Origin of the sequence: Sphingosinicella sp. LHD-64, assembly GCF_031157375.1 — a bacterium.
In the GTDB taxonomy this organism is placed as follows: Bacteria; Pseudomonadota; Alphaproteobacteria; order Sphingomonadales; family Sphingomonadaceae; genus Allosphingosinicella.
Window position 1 is genome coordinate 489,356 of record NZ_JAVIFV010000003.1, and the last position, 14,788, is coordinate 504,143.

At 69.5% G+C, this 14,788-nt stretch carries 12 protein-coding genes; 9 read left to right on the forward strand and 3 right to left on the reverse strand.

Translation table 11 applies throughout. The features are described 5' to 3' along the window. Window positions 1-104: 104 nt before the first annotated feature. On the reverse strand, window positions 105-2,942 hold the full coding sequence (locus RCO27_RS10255) for a pitrilysin family protein (protein WP_309002582.1): 2,838 nt from the start codon (window positions 2,940-2,942) through the stop codon (window positions 105-107). Between the two features lie 59 nt (window positions 2,943-3,001). Beyond that, window positions 3,002-4,804, reverse strand: a complete 1,803-nt coding sequence (locus tag RCO27_RS10260) for an ATP-binding cassette domain-containing protein (protein WP_309002583.1) — start codon at window positions 4,802-4,804, stop codon at window positions 3,002-3,004. Window positions 4,805-4,930: 126 nt separating this feature from the next. On the opposite strand from RCO27_RS10260, the gene RCO27_RS10265 reads away from it, so the two are divergent. From RCO27_RS10265 to RCO27_RS10275, 3 genes are all read left to right on the forward strand, one after another. Then, on the forward strand, window positions 4,931-7,120 hold the full coding sequence (locus RCO27_RS10265) for a TonB-dependent hemoglobin/transferrin/lactoferrin family receptor (RefSeq protein WP_309002584.1): 2,190 nt from the start codon (window positions 4,931-4,933) through the stop codon (window positions 7,118-7,120). A 12-nt stretch (window positions 7,121-7,132) separates the two neighbouring features. After that, window positions 7,133-8,056, forward strand: a complete 924-nt coding sequence (locus RCO27_RS10270; protein WP_309002585.1) for a hypothetical protein — start codon at window positions 7,133-7,135, stop codon at window positions 8,054-8,056. Between the two features lie 118 nt (window positions 8,057-8,174). Next, the gene (locus RCO27_RS10275; protein WP_309002586.1) at window positions 8,175-9,143 is read left to right on the forward strand and encodes a DUF6607 family protein; all 969 of its coding nucleotides are present in this window, start codon (window positions 8,175-8,177) and stop codon (window positions 9,141-9,143) included. A 2-nt stretch (window positions 9,144-9,145) separates the two neighbouring features. Here the strand turns inward: RCO27_RS10275 and RCO27_RS10280 are convergent, their stop codons facing one another. Then, the gene (locus tag RCO27_RS10280; protein ID WP_309002587.1) at window positions 9,146-9,760 is read right to left on the reverse strand and encodes a DedA family protein; all 615 of its coding nucleotides are present in this window, start codon (window positions 9,758-9,760) and stop codon (window positions 9,146-9,148) included. 132 nt (window positions 9,761-9,892) lie between these two features. Between RCO27_RS10280 and RCO27_RS10285 the strand changes: the two genes are divergently transcribed. The 6 genes from RCO27_RS10285 (at window position 9,893) to RCO27_RS10310 (ending at window position 14,763) form a co-directional block, all read left to right on the forward strand. Next, the gene (locus RCO27_RS10285) at window positions 9,893-11,770 is read left to right on the forward strand and encodes an ABC-F family ATP-binding cassette domain-containing protein (protein WP_309002588.1); all 1,878 of its coding nucleotides are present in this window, start codon (window positions 9,893-9,895) and stop codon (window positions 11,768-11,770) included. A 54-nt stretch (window positions 11,771-11,824) separates the two neighbouring features. Next, complete coding sequence (locus RCO27_RS10290; protein ID WP_309002589.1) at window positions 11,825-12,226, forward strand: helix-turn-helix transcriptional regulator; 402 nt, start codon at window positions 11,825-11,827, stop codon at window positions 12,224-12,226. A gap of 145 nt (window positions 12,227-12,371) precedes the next feature. Beyond that, entirely contained in the window at window positions 12,372-13,184 is an 813-nt protein-coding gene (locus tag RCO27_RS10295) for a methyltransferase domain-containing protein (protein ID WP_309002590.1), read from the forward strand. Window positions 13,185-13,268: 84 nt separating this feature from the next. Continuing rightward, on the forward strand, window positions 13,269-13,862 hold the full coding sequence (locus tag RCO27_RS10300) for a hypothetical protein (RefSeq protein ID WP_309002591.1): 594 nt from the start codon (window positions 13,269-13,271) through the stop codon (window positions 13,860-13,862). Window positions 13,863-13,960: 98 nt separating this feature from the next. Then, a complete protein-coding gene (locus tag RCO27_RS10305; RefSeq protein WP_309002592.1) occupies window positions 13,961-14,341 on the forward strand; it encodes a VOC family protein in 381 nt (126 codons plus the stop codon). A 14-nt stretch (window positions 14,342-14,355) separates the two neighbouring features. Beyond that, a complete protein-coding gene (locus tag RCO27_RS10310) occupies window positions 14,356-14,763 on the forward strand; it encodes a VOC family protein (RefSeq protein WP_309002593.1) in 408 nt (135 codons plus the stop codon). Window positions 14,764-14,788: the final 25 nt, after the last annotated feature.

A 14,788-nucleotide genomic window follows, 5' to 3' on the forward strand; every position in this document is an offset into this window, starting at 1 on the left:
CATTGCGAGGAGCGTAAGCGACGAAACAATCCAGACTGACTCGACGGCCGCACTGGGTTGCTTCGTTACGCTCGCAATGACGATTCTTTGAACTCGGAAAGACTCTAGCGCAAGGTCGGCGTGTCGAGGTTGAGCGCGCTGAGCGGGATCACGATCAGGTTCGGGTAGCGCTGACGCAGCCGGTCGGCGAACTGCGAAGCCTCGCCGACGATGACGATCGTCGACCCGTCACCCGGCAGCAGCTCCGCCGCGACAGACTGCACGTCGGCCGGCGTCACTGCGAGCACCGACGGCAGATAGGTGTCGAGCGTTTCCGGCCCGATGCCGCGCAGGACATAGCCGGCGATCAGCCCGGCCACGCCGGACGTGGTCTCGATGCTGCGCCCGAACCCGCCGGTCAGCGAGGCGCGCCGCGCGGCGAGATCGGCTGCCGTGGGAGCCTCGCTGCCGAGCCGCTGCATCTCGCTCAAGGTCAGCGCCAGCACTTGATCGGCGGCGGCGTTGCGGGTCTGCGTCACTGCGAGGAACGGTCCGGCCTCGCGCCGCGCGTCGATGCTGCTGCCCGAGCCGTAGGAGAGGCCGCGGCGGATGCGGATCTCCTGGTTGAGCCGCGCCGAATAGCCGCCGCCCAGGATCGCGTTGGCGACCAGCGCCCGATAGAAGCGCGGATCGCGCCGCGACAGGCCCTCGCGCGCCACTGCGACCGCCGCCTGGCCGGAGCCCGGCATGTCGACCACCACCACATTACCGCGCGCCGGGGCGCTGGCGTTCGACGCTGCTGCCGTAGCCGCGGAGGCTTGAGCGTTCCAGTTGCCGAAATGCCGTTCGGCCAGTGCGCGCGCCTGTGCCGGATCGATGTCGCCACTGAGGATCAGGGTTGCATTGGCCGGCGCCCAGGCCGACCGGTAGGCGCCCTCGATGTCGGCGCGGGTGATCGCGCGCAGCGAGGCGACCGTGCCGCCCGACGGATGCCCGTAGGCCCCGGCGCCGTAGAGCGCCCGCATCGCCGCCATCTGCGCGACCTCGCCGGGATCGCTCATCGAGACGGTGACGCCGTCGATCGCGGTCGTGCGCTGCCGCTCGATCTCCTCGTCCGGCAGCGAGGCGTGCCGGGCGACGTCGGCGACGATGCCGAGCGCCGCGTCGATCTCGCCGGTCTGGACGGTGAGGCCGAGCTGCGACCCGTCCCAGCCGGCGCCGCTGTCGAGCGACGTGCCGAGCGCCTCGACCGCGCGATCGATCTCGGTCGCGGATCGGGTCGCGGTGCCCTCGGTCATCACTGCGGCGGTGAGGCCCGCGGTGCCGGCCCGTCCCGCGGTGTCGGCGGCCGATCCGCCCCGCGTGACCAGGCTGGCGGTGACCAGCGGCAGCATGTGGTTCTCGACCGTGATGACGGTGAGGCCGTTGGCGAGCCGCTGCGTGTTCGGGCGCGGCACCGTCGGCACGATCTCGGGTCCCGGCGCCGGCGGCGCGACGCGCTCGGCCTCGCTTGCTGGCTGGATGATCGGGATGTCGGCCGGCGCGGTCAGCGCGGCGGTCTGCACCGTATCCGCGGTCGCGATCGTATCCTCGCCCGCGCCTTCCTGCGCCGTGTCGGGCAGGTAGCGGACCCCGGCGCTGGCATCCTCGCGCAGCCAGGTGAGCGCGACCCTCTGAATGTCGGCCGGAGTCACCGCGGCGATGCGCGCCAGCCGCTCATCGGCCGCGCGCGGATCGCCGTCGACGATCACCGCCTGGGCGAGCGCCGAGGCCTGCCCGTCGACCGTCTCGCGCTCGCCCAGTGCGCTGGTCAGCAGCTCGTTCTTCGCCTCCTCCAGCTCGGCCGGGGTGACCAGGCCGTCGCGGAACCGCGCGATCTCGCGACGCAGCCCCGTCTCGCCGGCCTCCGCCGTCTGGCCGGCCGAGAGGATCGCATAGACGCCGAGATTACCCCGCCCCTGCCTGGTCTCGAGGAACGAGCTCGCCTGCGCGGCGATACGGTCGCTGTAGACCAGGCTCTGGTGAAGCCGCGAGCTCTCACCGGTCGAGAGGACGCCGTCGAGCACCTCCATCGCCGCCGCATCATCGCTGCGCGCCGGCGGCGCCGGGTAGGAGATCAGCACTGCGGGCAGCGGCGTGTTGGGCTCGTAGACCGTATAATTTCGCGCCTGCCGCCGCGCGGGTTCCTCGACCGTCACCCGCGGGATCGCCGTCGCCGGGCGGGTGAGCGGCGCGAAATACTGGTCGACCCAGCGATCGAGCTCGGCCTGGTCGAAATTGCCGGCGACGACGAGCACCGCATTGTCGGGCCGGTAGTAGGTGGCGTGGAAGGCGCGCACGTCGTCGATGGTCGCTGCATCGAGGTCTTCGATGCTGCCGATGCCGGGGCGGGCATAAGGATGCACGTCGTAGGAGATCTGCGGCAGATAGAGGTAGAAGAGCCGGCCGTAGGGCGCCGCGAGCACCCGGCTCCTGAACTCCTCCTTCACCACGTCGCGCTCGGAGTTGAAGAAGCCCTCCTCCACCACGAGCGAGCCCATCCGCTCCGCTTCCGCCCAGAGCAGCCGCTGGAGATGGTTGGCCGGGACGACCTCGTAATAATTGGTGTAGTCGTCGTTGGTCGACGCGTTGTTGAAGCCGCCGACATCCTCGGTCAGGCGATCGAACTGCTCGGGCACCATGTTGCGCGTCGCCTTGAACATGATGTGCTCGAACAGATGCGCGAAGCCGGAGCGGCCGCGCGGGTCGTCCTTGGAACCGACGTCGTACCAGACCTGCACCGACACATTGGCGCTGTTGGCGTCGCGGATGGAATAGACGCGCAGGCCGTTGGCGAGCGTCCGCGTCTGATAATTGAGCGGCGCGATTGCCGGGGCGGGCGTCGATGCGCCCTGCGCCAGCGCACCGGCGGAAAAGGTGAAGGCCAGCGCGGCGAGCGCCACGCGCGAGATCGAACGCTTCATATCCGTTAACTCCCCAGCGACCCCGCTTGCTGCGCCCGCGCGCGGGGCCGCGTCAAGCGTCAGCCGGCCAGCGCCTCGGCCCGCTCGGCCAGCTCCAGCCAGCGCAGCTCGGCGGCATCGCGCGCGGCGCGCGTCTGCTCGACCGCCTCGGTGAGGGCGCGGAAGCGGGCATTGTCGGCCATGAACAGGTCGGGATCGGCGAGCGCCGCCTCGTCCCGCGCGATCTGCGCTTCGAGCTCCTCGATCCGCGTCGGGAGGAGATCGAGGTCGCGCTGGTCCTTGTAGGAGAGCTTCGGCCGCTTTGATGCATTGTTCTCCCGCGAAAGCGGGAGTCCAGACTGCTTGGCCGCCTGGGCTCCTGCTTTCGCAGGAGCGCGAGCCGGAGTCCGCTTCCTCTGCCAATCCTCGTAGCCGCCGGCGACGATGTCGACCCTGCCCGATCCGTCGAGGCCGAGGGTGATCGTCACCGTCCGGTCGAGGAAATCGCGATCGTGGCTGACGATCAGCACCGTGCCGTCATAATCGGCGATCACTTCCTGCAGCAGGTCGAGCGTCTCCATGTCGAGATCGTTGGTCGGCTCGTCGAACACCAGCAGGTTCGATCGCCGCGCGAATTCGCGCGCCAGCAGCAGCCGCGAACGCTCGCCGCCCGACAGGGAGCCGATCTTCGCGTCGACCAGCCCGGGCTCGAACAGGAATTCCTTGAGATAGCCCTGGATGTGCTTCTTGACGTCGCGCACTTCGATCCAGTCGCCGCCGTCGGCGAGCACGTCGCGCACGGTCTTGTCGGGGTCGAGCAGCCGGCGCTGCTGGTCGATCACCACGCCGGACAGGGTCTTCGCCTGGGCGATCGCCCCCTCGTCCGGCGCCAGCTCGCCGGTCAGCAGCCGCAGCAAGGTGGTCTTGCCCGTCCCGTTGGCGCCAACCACGCCGATCCGGTCGCCGCGCTGGATGCGCAGGAAAAAGTCCTTGATGATCGTCCTGTCGCCAAAGCGTTTGGAGACGTCCTTCGCTTCGATCACCATCTTGGTGCGGACGTCGTCGGTCGCCAATCCGAGCTTTGCGGTGCCCGCTGGCCCGAGCATCGCCGCCCTCGCCGCCCGCATCTGGTTGAGCTTTTCCAGCCGCCCCTGGTTGCGCCGCCGCCGCGCGGTTACGCCGCGCTGCAGCCAGTGCAGCTCCAGCTTCAGCCTGGCGTCGAGCCGCTCGGCGTTGCGCGCCTCCTCCTCATAGACCTTCTCGGTCCAAGCCTCGAACCCGCCATAACCCACTTCGGCGCGGCGGATCTGGCCGCGGTCGAGCCAGAAGGTCGACCGGGTCAGTCGGGTGAGGAAGGTGCGGTCATGGCTGATGGCGATGAAGGCGCCGGTGTAGCGGGAGAGCCAGTCCTCCAGCCATTCGATCCCGGCGAGATCGAGATGGTTGGTCGGCTCGTCGAGCAGCAGCACGTCCGGATCCATCGCGATCGCCCGCGCGATCGCGGCGCGGCGCCGTTCGCCGCCCGACGACGTCGAGGCCGGCCGGTCGAGGTCGAGCCCGATCTGGGTCGCGGCGGCCTCGACCTCGTGCGCCGCCGGCGCATCCGGACCCGACAGGGCGAAATCGCGCAGGGTCGCGAAGGCCGACAGGTCCGGATCCTGCTCCAGCAGCACGACCTTCGTGCCCGGCTGGATGGTGCGGCGCCCCTCGTCCGTCTCGATCAAGCCGGCGAGGCATTTGAGGAGGGTGGTCTTCCCTGCCCCGTTGCGGCCGATCAGTGCCAGCCGGTCCCGCGCGCCCACGAAGAGGTCGAGATTCCGGAACAGCCAGCCGGAGCCCTGGATCAGGCCGAGATTTTCATAAGCGAGCACGGGTGCGGACATGGTCGGCGATGTAGTCGGCCCCGCCGCCGATCTCCAGCCCAGCGCGCGAACAGTGTTGACCGAAACGATCTCTGCGCTATTAGCGAATGAGAATCATTCTCATTATCAGACGAAGCGGGGACATCGATGACACGCGCCACTCTCATGCTCGGCACCGCCATGGCGATGCTGCCTCACGCCGCCTGGGCGCAGGTGGAGCTTGCCTCGGCGGATGCGGCCGAGCAGGCGATCACCGTCACGGCGACGCGGACGCCGACGCCGGTCGATCGGGTGCCGGCGACCGTGACGGTGATCGACGAGGAACAGATCGCCGACCAGCTCGCGACCGACGCCAACGACCTCGTCCGGTTCGAGCCGGGGGTCAGCGTGCCGCGTTCGCCGGCGCGGTTCGGGGCAGCGCTGGGGTCGACCGGCCGCGACGGCAATTCGGGCTTCACGATCCGCGGCATCGGGGGGAACCGCGTCCTCATCCAGGTCGACGGCATCCGCATTCCGGACAGCTTCGGCTTCGGCGCGCAGCTCACCGGGCGCGGCGACTATGTCGATCTCGGCATCGTCCGCTCGGTCGAGATCCTGCGTGGACCCGCCTCGGCGCTCTACGGCTCGGACGGCCTCGCCGGCGCGGTGAGCTTCCAGACCTCCGATCCGTCCGACCTGCTCGGCGACGGCCGCGACGTCACCGGCATGGTCCGCGCCGGCTATACCAGCGACAGCGACGAATTTTCCGAAACCGCTTTGGTCGCCGCCCGCTCCGGGGCCTGGTCGGGCCTCGTCTCCTACACGCGCCGCGACGGGCACGAGCTCGAAAACCAGGGCGAGAATGATGCGGAGAACTCGACCCGCACCACGCCCAATCCGCAGAACACCCGCTCCAACGCGGTGCTCGGCAAAATCGTGTTCGCGCCCAACGACAACCACCGCTTCCGCGTCACCGCCGAATATGGCGACAGCTTCGTCTTCACCGACGTGCTGAGCGGACGCAGCGCGACCGTCGTCGACCTCTACGGGCGCGACACGAGCGAGCGCAAGCGGGTCAGCTTCGACTGGCGCTACACCGGCGACGGCGTGATCGATTTCGCCCAGCTCGCGCTCTACTGGCAGGACAGCGACAACCGCCAGTTCACCTTCGAGGACCGCCAGCCCGCGGTCGATCGGACCCGCATCAACACGTTCGACAACCGCATCGTCGGCGGCAGTGCCGAGGCCCGCTCGACCTTATCCACGGGGGCGATCCAGCACACGCTCGTCTTCGGCGGCGACCTTTCCGTCACCCGCCAGGAGGGGCTGCGCGACGGCACCGTGCCGCCGGCCGGCGAGACCTTCCCGACCCGCGCCTTCCCGGTCACCGATTTCACGCTGGCGGGCGTGTTCATCGGCGACGAGATCGGCTTCGCCGGCGGTGCCTTCACCCTCCATCCGGCCCTGCGCTTCGACTATTACGACCTCGATGCCAGCGACGATCCGCTGCTGCCGAGCTTCCAGGGCGCGGACCAGAACGGCTCGCGCGTCACGCCGCGGATCGGCGCGGTCTGGCGGTTCGCGCCGAACCTCAGCCTCTACGGAAATTACGCGATGGGCTTCAAGGCGCCCTCGCCGACCCAGGTGAACCAGTTCTTCGAGAATCTGACTTCGCCCTTCTTCTCCTACCGCACGATCCCGAACCCGGATTTGAGGCCCGAGACCAGCGAGACCTGGGAGGCCGGCATCCGCTATCGGGGGCCGATCGCCTCCGCCTCGATCACCGGCTTCATCGGCCGCTACGACGATTTCATCAGCCAGGAGCAGATCGGCGGCGCCGGGACGATCGCCAATCCGATCCTCTTCCAGTTCGTCAATCTCGACCGGGTCGAGATCGAAGGGGTCGAGGCGCGCGGTGGGCTCGACTTCCCGAACGGCTTCAACGCCGATTTCTCCTTCGCCTGGGCGACCGGCGACATCGTCGAGCCGGGCAACGTCACGCGGCCGCTCGCCAGCATCGATCCGATCAAGCTCGTCCTCGGCGCCGGCTATCGCGATCCGGGCGGGCGCTTCGGCGCGCAGCTCCATCTGACCGCGATCGCGCGCAAGCCACTCGAGCGGACGACGGGGGTGTGTACCGGCACTTGTTATCGCCCGGACGCCTCGACGGTGCTCGACGCGACCGCCTTCTGGCGGATCAACGACAATTTCACGCTGCGCGCCGGCCTCTTCAACATCACCGACGAGCGCTACGCCTATTGGAGCGACGTCGCCGGCCTCGCCGCCGCAACCGCGGTGGCCGATGCCTATACCCGGCCGGGACGCAACGTGCGCGTGTCGCTGACTGCGCGCTTCTAGGGGAGAGAGACGATGACCAGACTGGCCCAGACCTTGTTCGCCGCGCTTCTGGCCTTCGCGGCGCTGGTGTCGCCGGCGACGGCGCAGACGCAGGCCGGGGATGGCTTCGGCGTGCTGGTGATGGCCCATGGCGGCGGCCCGGCCTGGAACCGCGAGGTGGCGGCGATGCTGGAGCCGGTCGGCCGCGACCATCCGCTGGAGCTCGCCTTCGGCATGGCCGATCCGGCCACGCTGCAGGAGGCCATCGGCCGGCTGGAGGCGCGCGGGGTCAGCCGCATCGCGGTGGTCCGCCTGTTCATCAGCGGCGACAGCTTCCGCGAGCGCACCGAGCAGATCCTGGGCCTCAGGCCCGGCGCGCCGCCGCGACCCGCCGACGCCGCCCATGCCGGGCATGGCGGCGATCATGGCGGCCACAGCATGGCACTGTGGCGGATCACATCGAACGCCCGCTTTGCGCTCAGCGACGAAGGCCTAGCGAATGCGCCCGAAATGGGCGCGGTGCTGGTCGAGCGCGTCCGGGCGCTGAGCCGCGAGCCGGCGCGCGAGAGCGTGCTCGTCCTCGCGCACGGCCCCGGCGACGACGCGGAGAACGAGCGCTGGATCGCCGAGATCGGCCGCCGCGCCGAAGCGGTGCGCGGCTTCGCGCCGTTCCGCGAGGTTCGGGTGGACACGCTGCGCGAAGACTGGCCGGAAAAGCGTGAGGTGTCGCAGGCGCGCATCCGCGCCTTCGTCCAGGAGGCGAGCGCGTCGGGCGATCGCGTGATCGTCATCCCCTACCGGGTGCAGGGCTTCGGCCCCTATGGCCGGGTGCTCGAAGGTCTCACCTACGAGGCCGACCGGCGCGGGCTGATCCCGAGCGGTGAGGTCGAGCAATGGGTGCGCCGACAGATCGAGGCGCTGCGCCCGGCCCTCGCCGCGCAGCAGCCCGCATCCTGACACCCACAACACCGTTCGCCCTGAGCTTGTCGAAGGGCTGTCCTTTCTTTGGAAAGAAGAGAAGAACAGGGCTTCGACAGGCTCAGCCCGAACGGAATTTCAGATAGGAATTCTACACATGAAGCGCAGGAACATTTTCATCCTCCTCGCCGCACTGGCTCCGCCCCAGGTTCCTGCGCTCGCACAGGCGCCCAATCCCCCCGTCGTCCAGCAGGCGGATTTCGAGGCGGCGCGGCGGGCGATCCTCGCCATGGCGGGCAATTACCGCGTCCGCTTCGACATGCGCGAGACAACGCCGTGGCGCGAAGGCTACACGCCGCTGGAAGCGAAGACCTCGGGCGGCCACGAGGTCGTGCGGGTGATCGCCGACACCGGCCGCTTCATCAGCCTGCAGCACATGCTGGTGATCGCCCATGAAGGCCAGACCCACGTCATCAAGCACTGGCGGCAGGACTGGACCTACGAGCCCGAGAGCGTGCTCGTCTATGCCGGCCCGAACCGCTGGACGGTCGCGCCGGTCCCGGCGGCCGCCCGCCGTGGCGCCTGGTCTCAGACCGTCTGGCAGGTCGACGATTCGCCCCGCTACGGCGGGGTCGGCCACTGGACGATGACGGGAGGGGCGCCGCGCTGGCAAAGCGACTGGAGCTGGCGCCCGCTCGCCCGGCGTGACGCGATCCGTTCGCCCCTCTACGACCGCTATCTCGCCATCAACCGCCACTCGCCGACCCCGGACGGCGGCTGGATCCACTGGCAGGACAACACCAAGATGGGGACGGTCGACGGCGCGGTGGTGCCGTTCGTGCAGGAGATCGTGCTCAACACCTACCGCCCGGTCGCCGACGATCCCGCGCCCGCCGACCGCTACTGGGCCGCGACGCGCGACTATTGGGCGGCGGTGCGTGGCGAATGGGACCGCGTCCAGCGCGACCAGGGCGGCATCCCGATCCGCGAGGAGGCCGAGACCGGCACGGTGATCAGCGGCCGGCTGCTCGAAATGGGCGACCGGATCGAGGACGGGCAGATGCAGACCGCCGCCGCGATCGCCGAGGCGCAGCGGCTGATCCGCGAGGCGACGGCGCGGCGCTGAGGCTATTCCACGGCTGCGGCGGTCGCCTCCCGGCCCCGCCGCAGCAGCCACACCAGGCCGCCCTCGACGACCAGCAGCGCCAGAACGCTGCCGATTGTCGCGACGACCGGGTTCCAGCCGAGCACGTGCAGGCCGTAGCCCAGGGTGGTGAAGCCGCCGACCCAGAGCAGGCTGCCCGTCAGCACCGCCGGCGTGAAGGTCGCCAGGGGCAAGGACAGGATGCCGGCCGGCAGGGAGAGATAGACGCGCACGACCGGGATCGTCTGGCCGATGAAGGTCGCGATGAAGGCATTGCGGCTGTAGCGCTCGGCGAGCGACAGATAGACCTCCTCCCGCAGCCAGACATAGCGGCCGAACCGCTTGACGAGCTCATGGGTCCGCACCTCGCCCAGGGCGAAGCCGATCCCGTACCAGCCTATGGCTCCAAGGGTGGAGCCGAGCGTGGCGGCGGCGATCAGCGGCACCAGATCGGTCGGCGCCGCCACCATCGAGCTGCCGAGCAGGATGAACAGGCCGTAGGAGGGCACCACCGGCACGAGCCGCTCGATCAGCGCCAGCAAGGCGGCGCCGAACAGGCCGTAGGCGACGAAATCGGGAATCGGGACGATGTCGGGCATCAGGGAATCGCCGGGTGGAACGCTGCGTCTCGATAGGCGAAGCAGGCGTATTATGCAAATAGTACAGTCCTCGGGCGATCGCGAACCTGATCCCTCCTGACAGGGACGGATTCTCCCTGTAGAGCGCCGGCCATGCTGTCCCTGAACGCCATCACGGTCCGCCTCGGCGGGCGGACCATCCTCGACCGCGCCACCGCCGCGCTGCCGCCCGGTGCGCGCGTCGGGCTGATCGGCCGCAACGGCGCCGGCAAGTCGACCCTGATGAAGGTGATCGCCGGCCTGATGGAGGCCGACGAGGGCGCTGCCGACATCCCCCGCGCCGCCCGCATGGGCTATATCGCGCAGGAGGCCCCGGCCGGCGAGGCGACGCCGTTCGAGACGGTGCTCGCCGCCGACGTCGAGCGCGCCGCCCTCCTCCGCGAATCCGACACGACCGACGATCCGCACCGGCTTGGCGAGATCCACGAGCGCCTCAACGCCATCGCCGCCCATGCCGCTCCGGCCCGCGCCGCGCGCATCCTCGTCGGCCTCGGCTTCGACGAGGCGGCGCAGCAGCACCCGCTCGACAGCTTCTCGGGCGGCTGGCGGATGCGCGTCGCGCTCGCCGCCTTGCTCTTCTCCGCGCCGGACCTGCTCCTCCTCGACGAGCCCTCCAACCATCTCGATCTCGAAGCCACCCTCTGGCTGGAGAATTTCCTCAAGAGCTATCGCGCCACCATGCTGATCGTCAGCCACGAGCGCGACCTCCTGAACAACGTCGTCGACCACATCCTCCATCTGGAGGGCGGCAAGACCACGCTCTACGCCGGCGGCTACGATTCCTTCGAGCGCCAGCGCGCCGAGCGTCAGGCCCAGCAGAGCGCGATGCGCGCCAAGCAGCTCGCCGAGCGCGAGAAGCTGCAGGCGTTCGTCGACCGCTGGCGCGCCAAGGCGTCCAAGGCCAAGCAGGCGCAGAGCCGGGTCAAGGCCCTGCAGCGCATGCAGCCGATCGCAGAGGCCGCCAGTGATCCCAGCCTCACCTTCGACTTCCCGAGCCCGGCCGAACTCAAGCCACCCCTCGTCACGCTCGACATGGCCGCGGTCGGCTACGCGCCCGGCCAGCCCGTCCTTCAGCGCCTGAACCTCCGCCTCGACCCCGACGACCGCATCGCCCTGCTCGGCCGCAACGGCAACGGCAAGACCACGCTGGCCCGCCTGCTCGCCGCCCAGCTCCCCGCAATGGAGGGCGGCATGACCGCGTCGGGCAAGATGAAGGTCGGCTATTTCACCCAGTATCAGGTCGAGGAGCTGGACGCCGACGACAGCCCGCTCGAACATATGAGCCGCCTGATGCCCAGGGCGATGCCCTCGGCCGTCCGCGCCCAGCTCGGCCGTTTCGGCTTCTCCGGCGACAAGGCGACCATGCAGGTCAGGAAGATGTCGGGCGGCGAGCGTGCCCGCCTCGCGCTCGCCCTCATCACCCGCGACGCGCCCCACATGCTAATCCTCGACGAGCCGACCAACCACCTCGACGTCGACGCCCGCGAGGCGCTGGTCCAGGCGCTCAACGACTATACGGGCGCGGTCGTCGTGGTCAGCCACGACCGCCACATGCTGGAGCTGACCGCCGACCGCCTCGTCCTCGTCGATAACGGCACCGCCACAGAATTCGCCGGCAGCCTCGACGACTATACCGACCTGATCCTCAAGGGCGGCGACAACGGCGCGTCAAAGGACGCTCCCAAGGGCAATCGCAAGGACGAACGCCGCGCCGCCGCCGAAGCCCGCGAGCGCAGCCAGACCCTCCGCAAGGCCGCCCACACCGCCGAAAAGGAGATGGCGAAGCTGGAGGCCCGCAAGACCGAACTGGAGCGCGCCATGTTCGACCCCGCCTCCGCCGCGCCGGCCGACGCGGCGCATTCGATGACCACCCTGATGAAGCTCCACGCCGACACCCTCGCGGCCTTGGCGGAAGCCGAAGCCCGCTGGCTGGAGGCAAGCGAGGCGATCGAGGAAGCGCAGGCCGCCTGACCGGCACTGGTCCGCCGCGGCCTTTTCTGGCAGCGTCGGATCATGTGGCGGACGGTGATCCTCTATGCCCTCGCGCTGGGGCTGGGCGCCGCATTGCTTGAATGGCTGCACTATCGCCATGCGATGCGGTTCCTGCCGACAGAGGTCTACATCACCGTCATCGCCCTCGCCTTCACGGGTCTCGGCATCTGGGCCGGCCTCAGGCTCACGCCGCAGCCCGCCCCGGCGACATTCGAGCGCAACGCCGCGGCGATCGCCTCGCTCGGCCTCTCCCCGCGCGAATGCGAGATCCTGGAGCTGCTCGCCGCCGGCCAGTCGAACAAGGAGATGGCCCGCACGCTCGGCATCTCGCCCAACACGGTCAAGACCCACCTCGCCCGCGTCTACGAGAAGCTGGAGGTCCAGCGCCGCGTCCAGGCGATCGAGAAGGCGCGCTGGCTGGCCCTCATCCCCTGAATGCGCGCCCGAATAGGTCGAGCGCCGTTCGGGCCCGTTCGTCGCACGGTCTTCATCTTCGTCGCACCGGAGCGAGACTTTGTCGCGCCGTCATGTCCTTCCGCGCCGCCGGCGATAAGCGCCCCTCGCGAAGGAGACCCCTGCAATGAACCCGAACAAGGCCCTCTGGGAGAAGGGCGATTTCACGCAGATCGCCGAGACGATGCGCGAAAGCGGCGAGGAGCTGGTCGCGGCCCTCGGCGTCGCCGGCGGCATGGAGATGCTCGATCTCGGCTGCGGCGACGGCACGACCGCGCTGCCCGCCGCCCGGGCCGGGGCGAATGTGCTCGGCGTCGACATCGCCGCCAATCTGGTCGCCGCCGGCAATGCGCGAGCGACGGCGGCCGGCCTCGCCAATCTCGGCTTCCAAGAGGGCGACGCCTCGAACCTCGCCGGCCTCGCCGACGATCGCTTCGATCTTGTCCTCACCATGTTCGGCGCGATGTTCGCGCCGCGCCCGCACGACGTGGCGCGCGAGATGGTGCGCGTCGCGAAGCCGGGCGGCCGCATCGTCATGGGCAACTGGATTCCCGGCGATCCGACGCTGGTCGCGCAGATCCTGAAGATCAGCGCCGCCTACACGCCCCCGCCGCCCGAAGGATTCGTGAGCCCGGTCACCTGGGGGGTCGAGGACAATGTCCGCGGCCGCTTCGGCGGCGCCGGCGTGCCCGCCGACCGGATCGTCTGCGCGCCCGCGACCTGGGTGTTCCGCCATCCCGGCCCGCCGCGGCAGTTCCTCGACATCTTCCGCAATTATTACGGCCCGACCATGAACGCCTTCGAGGCGGCGGCGCGCGACGGCCATCAGGAACTGCTCTATGCCGAGCTCGCCGCCTTGTTCGAGAGCCAGAACCGCGCCGGCCCGGACTGCACCGAAATCCCCGCCACCTACCTCAAGGTAACGGTGACCAAGGACTGAGGCGGCGAGGATGGACCAGCGCGACCCTGACCGGCAGGCTGCCGACTAGCATGATCGGGGGCGGGATGGCCGACAGGAGGTTCCATGACGATCGCCGACCCCGCAGCCCAGCCGCCCGCTTTCGCCGCCCGCGGCGGCCGCCGCTTTCGCACCGTGGGGCTGAACGGCGCGCGGCTGATCGTCGGGGTGCGAGGTGACGTGCTCGAGATGCATGGCGAGGAGGGTGGCCAGGCCGATCTTCCCGCGGCCGTGGTCGAGCGGATCCGCGTCGGCGCATCGCACTACCAGGGCCGGACATTCTATCGCACCGCGATCTGGCGGCGCGGCGATCCCGCCCCGTTCGTGCTGCACGCGATCGAACCCTATCGCGATCCCTATGGCACGATCGTCCGCGAGTTTGCGGGCCATGTCGCCCGAAGCGGCGGATTGGGCAGGATCGAGACGGGCCTGTCGACGGGCAGGGTGATCGGCGGCCTCGTCGGCATCGGCCTGGTGATCGGCATCGCGGTGTTCCTCGCCGTCCTCCTCGGGGATGACCTGGCCGAGCCCTGGTGGGGCCTTCCGGTCGCGTCCGCCGTCCCGGCGTTGCTTCTCGGGCTCTGGTTCGCCGAAATCTGGCGCCGCGAGCGCCCGCGGCCGGTCGCGTGCCTCGCCGACCTCGATCGCTATCTGCCGTGAAGATGCTTGCACCCCCTGAATCACCCGTCCGGGCGATAGCTTTCGGACCGCCGCCTGAGGCAGGATCGCCGCCGTCGATACCAATCAGGAGATTCGCCATGCCGCTCGCCGATGCCCGCCCCGTCGCCATGATCACCACCGGCAACCGCAAGGTCGCCGAACCCTTCTACGCCGACACGCTGGGCCTCCGGCGCACGGGCGACGACGGTTTCGCCGCTTTGTTCGACCTCGCCGGCGTCACGCTGCGCCTCACCGAAGTGCCGGGCTATACGGCTCCGCCCCACCCCGTGCTCGGCTGGGAAGTCGCGGACATGGAGGCGACGGTCGCGGCGTTGACCGCCGGGGGCGTCGCCATGAACATCTACGAAGGCCTCGGCCAGGACGACCGCGGCATCTGGACCGCCCCCGACGGCAGCTGCAAGGTCGCCTTCTTCAACGATCCCGACGGCAACGGCCTCAGCCTCACGCAGATCCTGTAGAGCGGCCCGCGCTCATGCCGAATTCCATCGCCCACATCGCCCTCGTCGTCCGCAATTATGACGAGGCGATCGCCTGGTTCACCGGCAAGCTCGGCTTCACCCTGGCGGAAGACAGCTACCAGCCCGAACAGGACAAGCGCTGGGTCCTCATCCGCCCGCGCGGCGCACCCGCAGGCACGACCTCGATCCTCCTCGCCCGCGCGGCGACGCCCGAGCAGGAAGCCTTCATCGGCAACCAGTCGGGCGGGCGCGTCTTCCTGTTTCTCCAGACCGACGATTTCGACCGCGACCACGCCGCCTTCAGCGCCGCCGGCGTCGAATGGATTCGCCCGCCCGTGGTCCAGCCCTATGGCAAGGTCGCCGTCTTCGCCGATCTCTACGGCAACAAATGGGACCTGGTGGAATTCGCCGACGACCGCTGAACGCGCCATGTCCGATCGGCGGAAC

Coding starts and splice junctions, on each gene's coding strand:
- RCO27_RS10275 (WP_309002586.1), top strand. CDS start 8,175: ATGAAGCGCAGGAACATTTTCATCCTCCTCGCCGCACTGGCTCCGCCC.
- RCO27_RS10300 (WP_309002591.1), top strand. CDS start 13,269: ATGACGATCGCCGACCCCGCAGCCCAGCCGCCCGCTTTCGCCGCCCGC.
- RCO27_RS10310 (WP_309002593.1), top strand. CDS start 14,356: ATGCCGAATTCCATCGCCCACATCGCCCTCGTCGTCCGCAATTATGAC.
- RCO27_RS10295 (WP_309002590.1), top strand. CDS start 12,372: ATGAACCCGAACAAGGCCCTCTGGGAGAAGGGCGATTTCACGCAGATC.
- RCO27_RS10285 (WP_309002588.1), top strand. CDS start 9,893: ATGCTGTCCCTGAACGCCATCACGGTCCGCCTCGGCGGGCGGACCATC.
- RCO27_RS10255 (WP_309002582.1), bottom strand. CDS start 2,942: ATGAAGCGTTCGATCTCGCGCGTGGCGCTCGCCGCGCTGGCCTTCACC.
- RCO27_RS10280 (WP_309002587.1), bottom strand. CDS start 9,760: ATGCCCGACATCGTCCCGATTCCCGATTTCGTCGCCTACGGCCTGTTC.
- RCO27_RS10265 (WP_309002584.1), top strand. CDS start 4,931: ATGACACGCGCCACTCTCATGCTCGGCACCGCCATGGCGATGCTGCCT.
- RCO27_RS10305 (WP_309002592.1), top strand. CDS start 13,961: ATGCCGCTCGCCGATGCCCGCCCCGTCGCCATGATCACCACCGGCAAC.
- RCO27_RS10270 (WP_309002585.1), top strand. CDS start 7,133: ATGACCAGACTGGCCCAGACCTTGTTCGCCGCGCTTCTGGCCTTCGCG.
- RCO27_RS10260 (WP_309002583.1), bottom strand. CDS start 4,804: ATGTCCGCACCCGTGCTCGCTTATGAAAATCTCGGCCTGATCCAGGGC.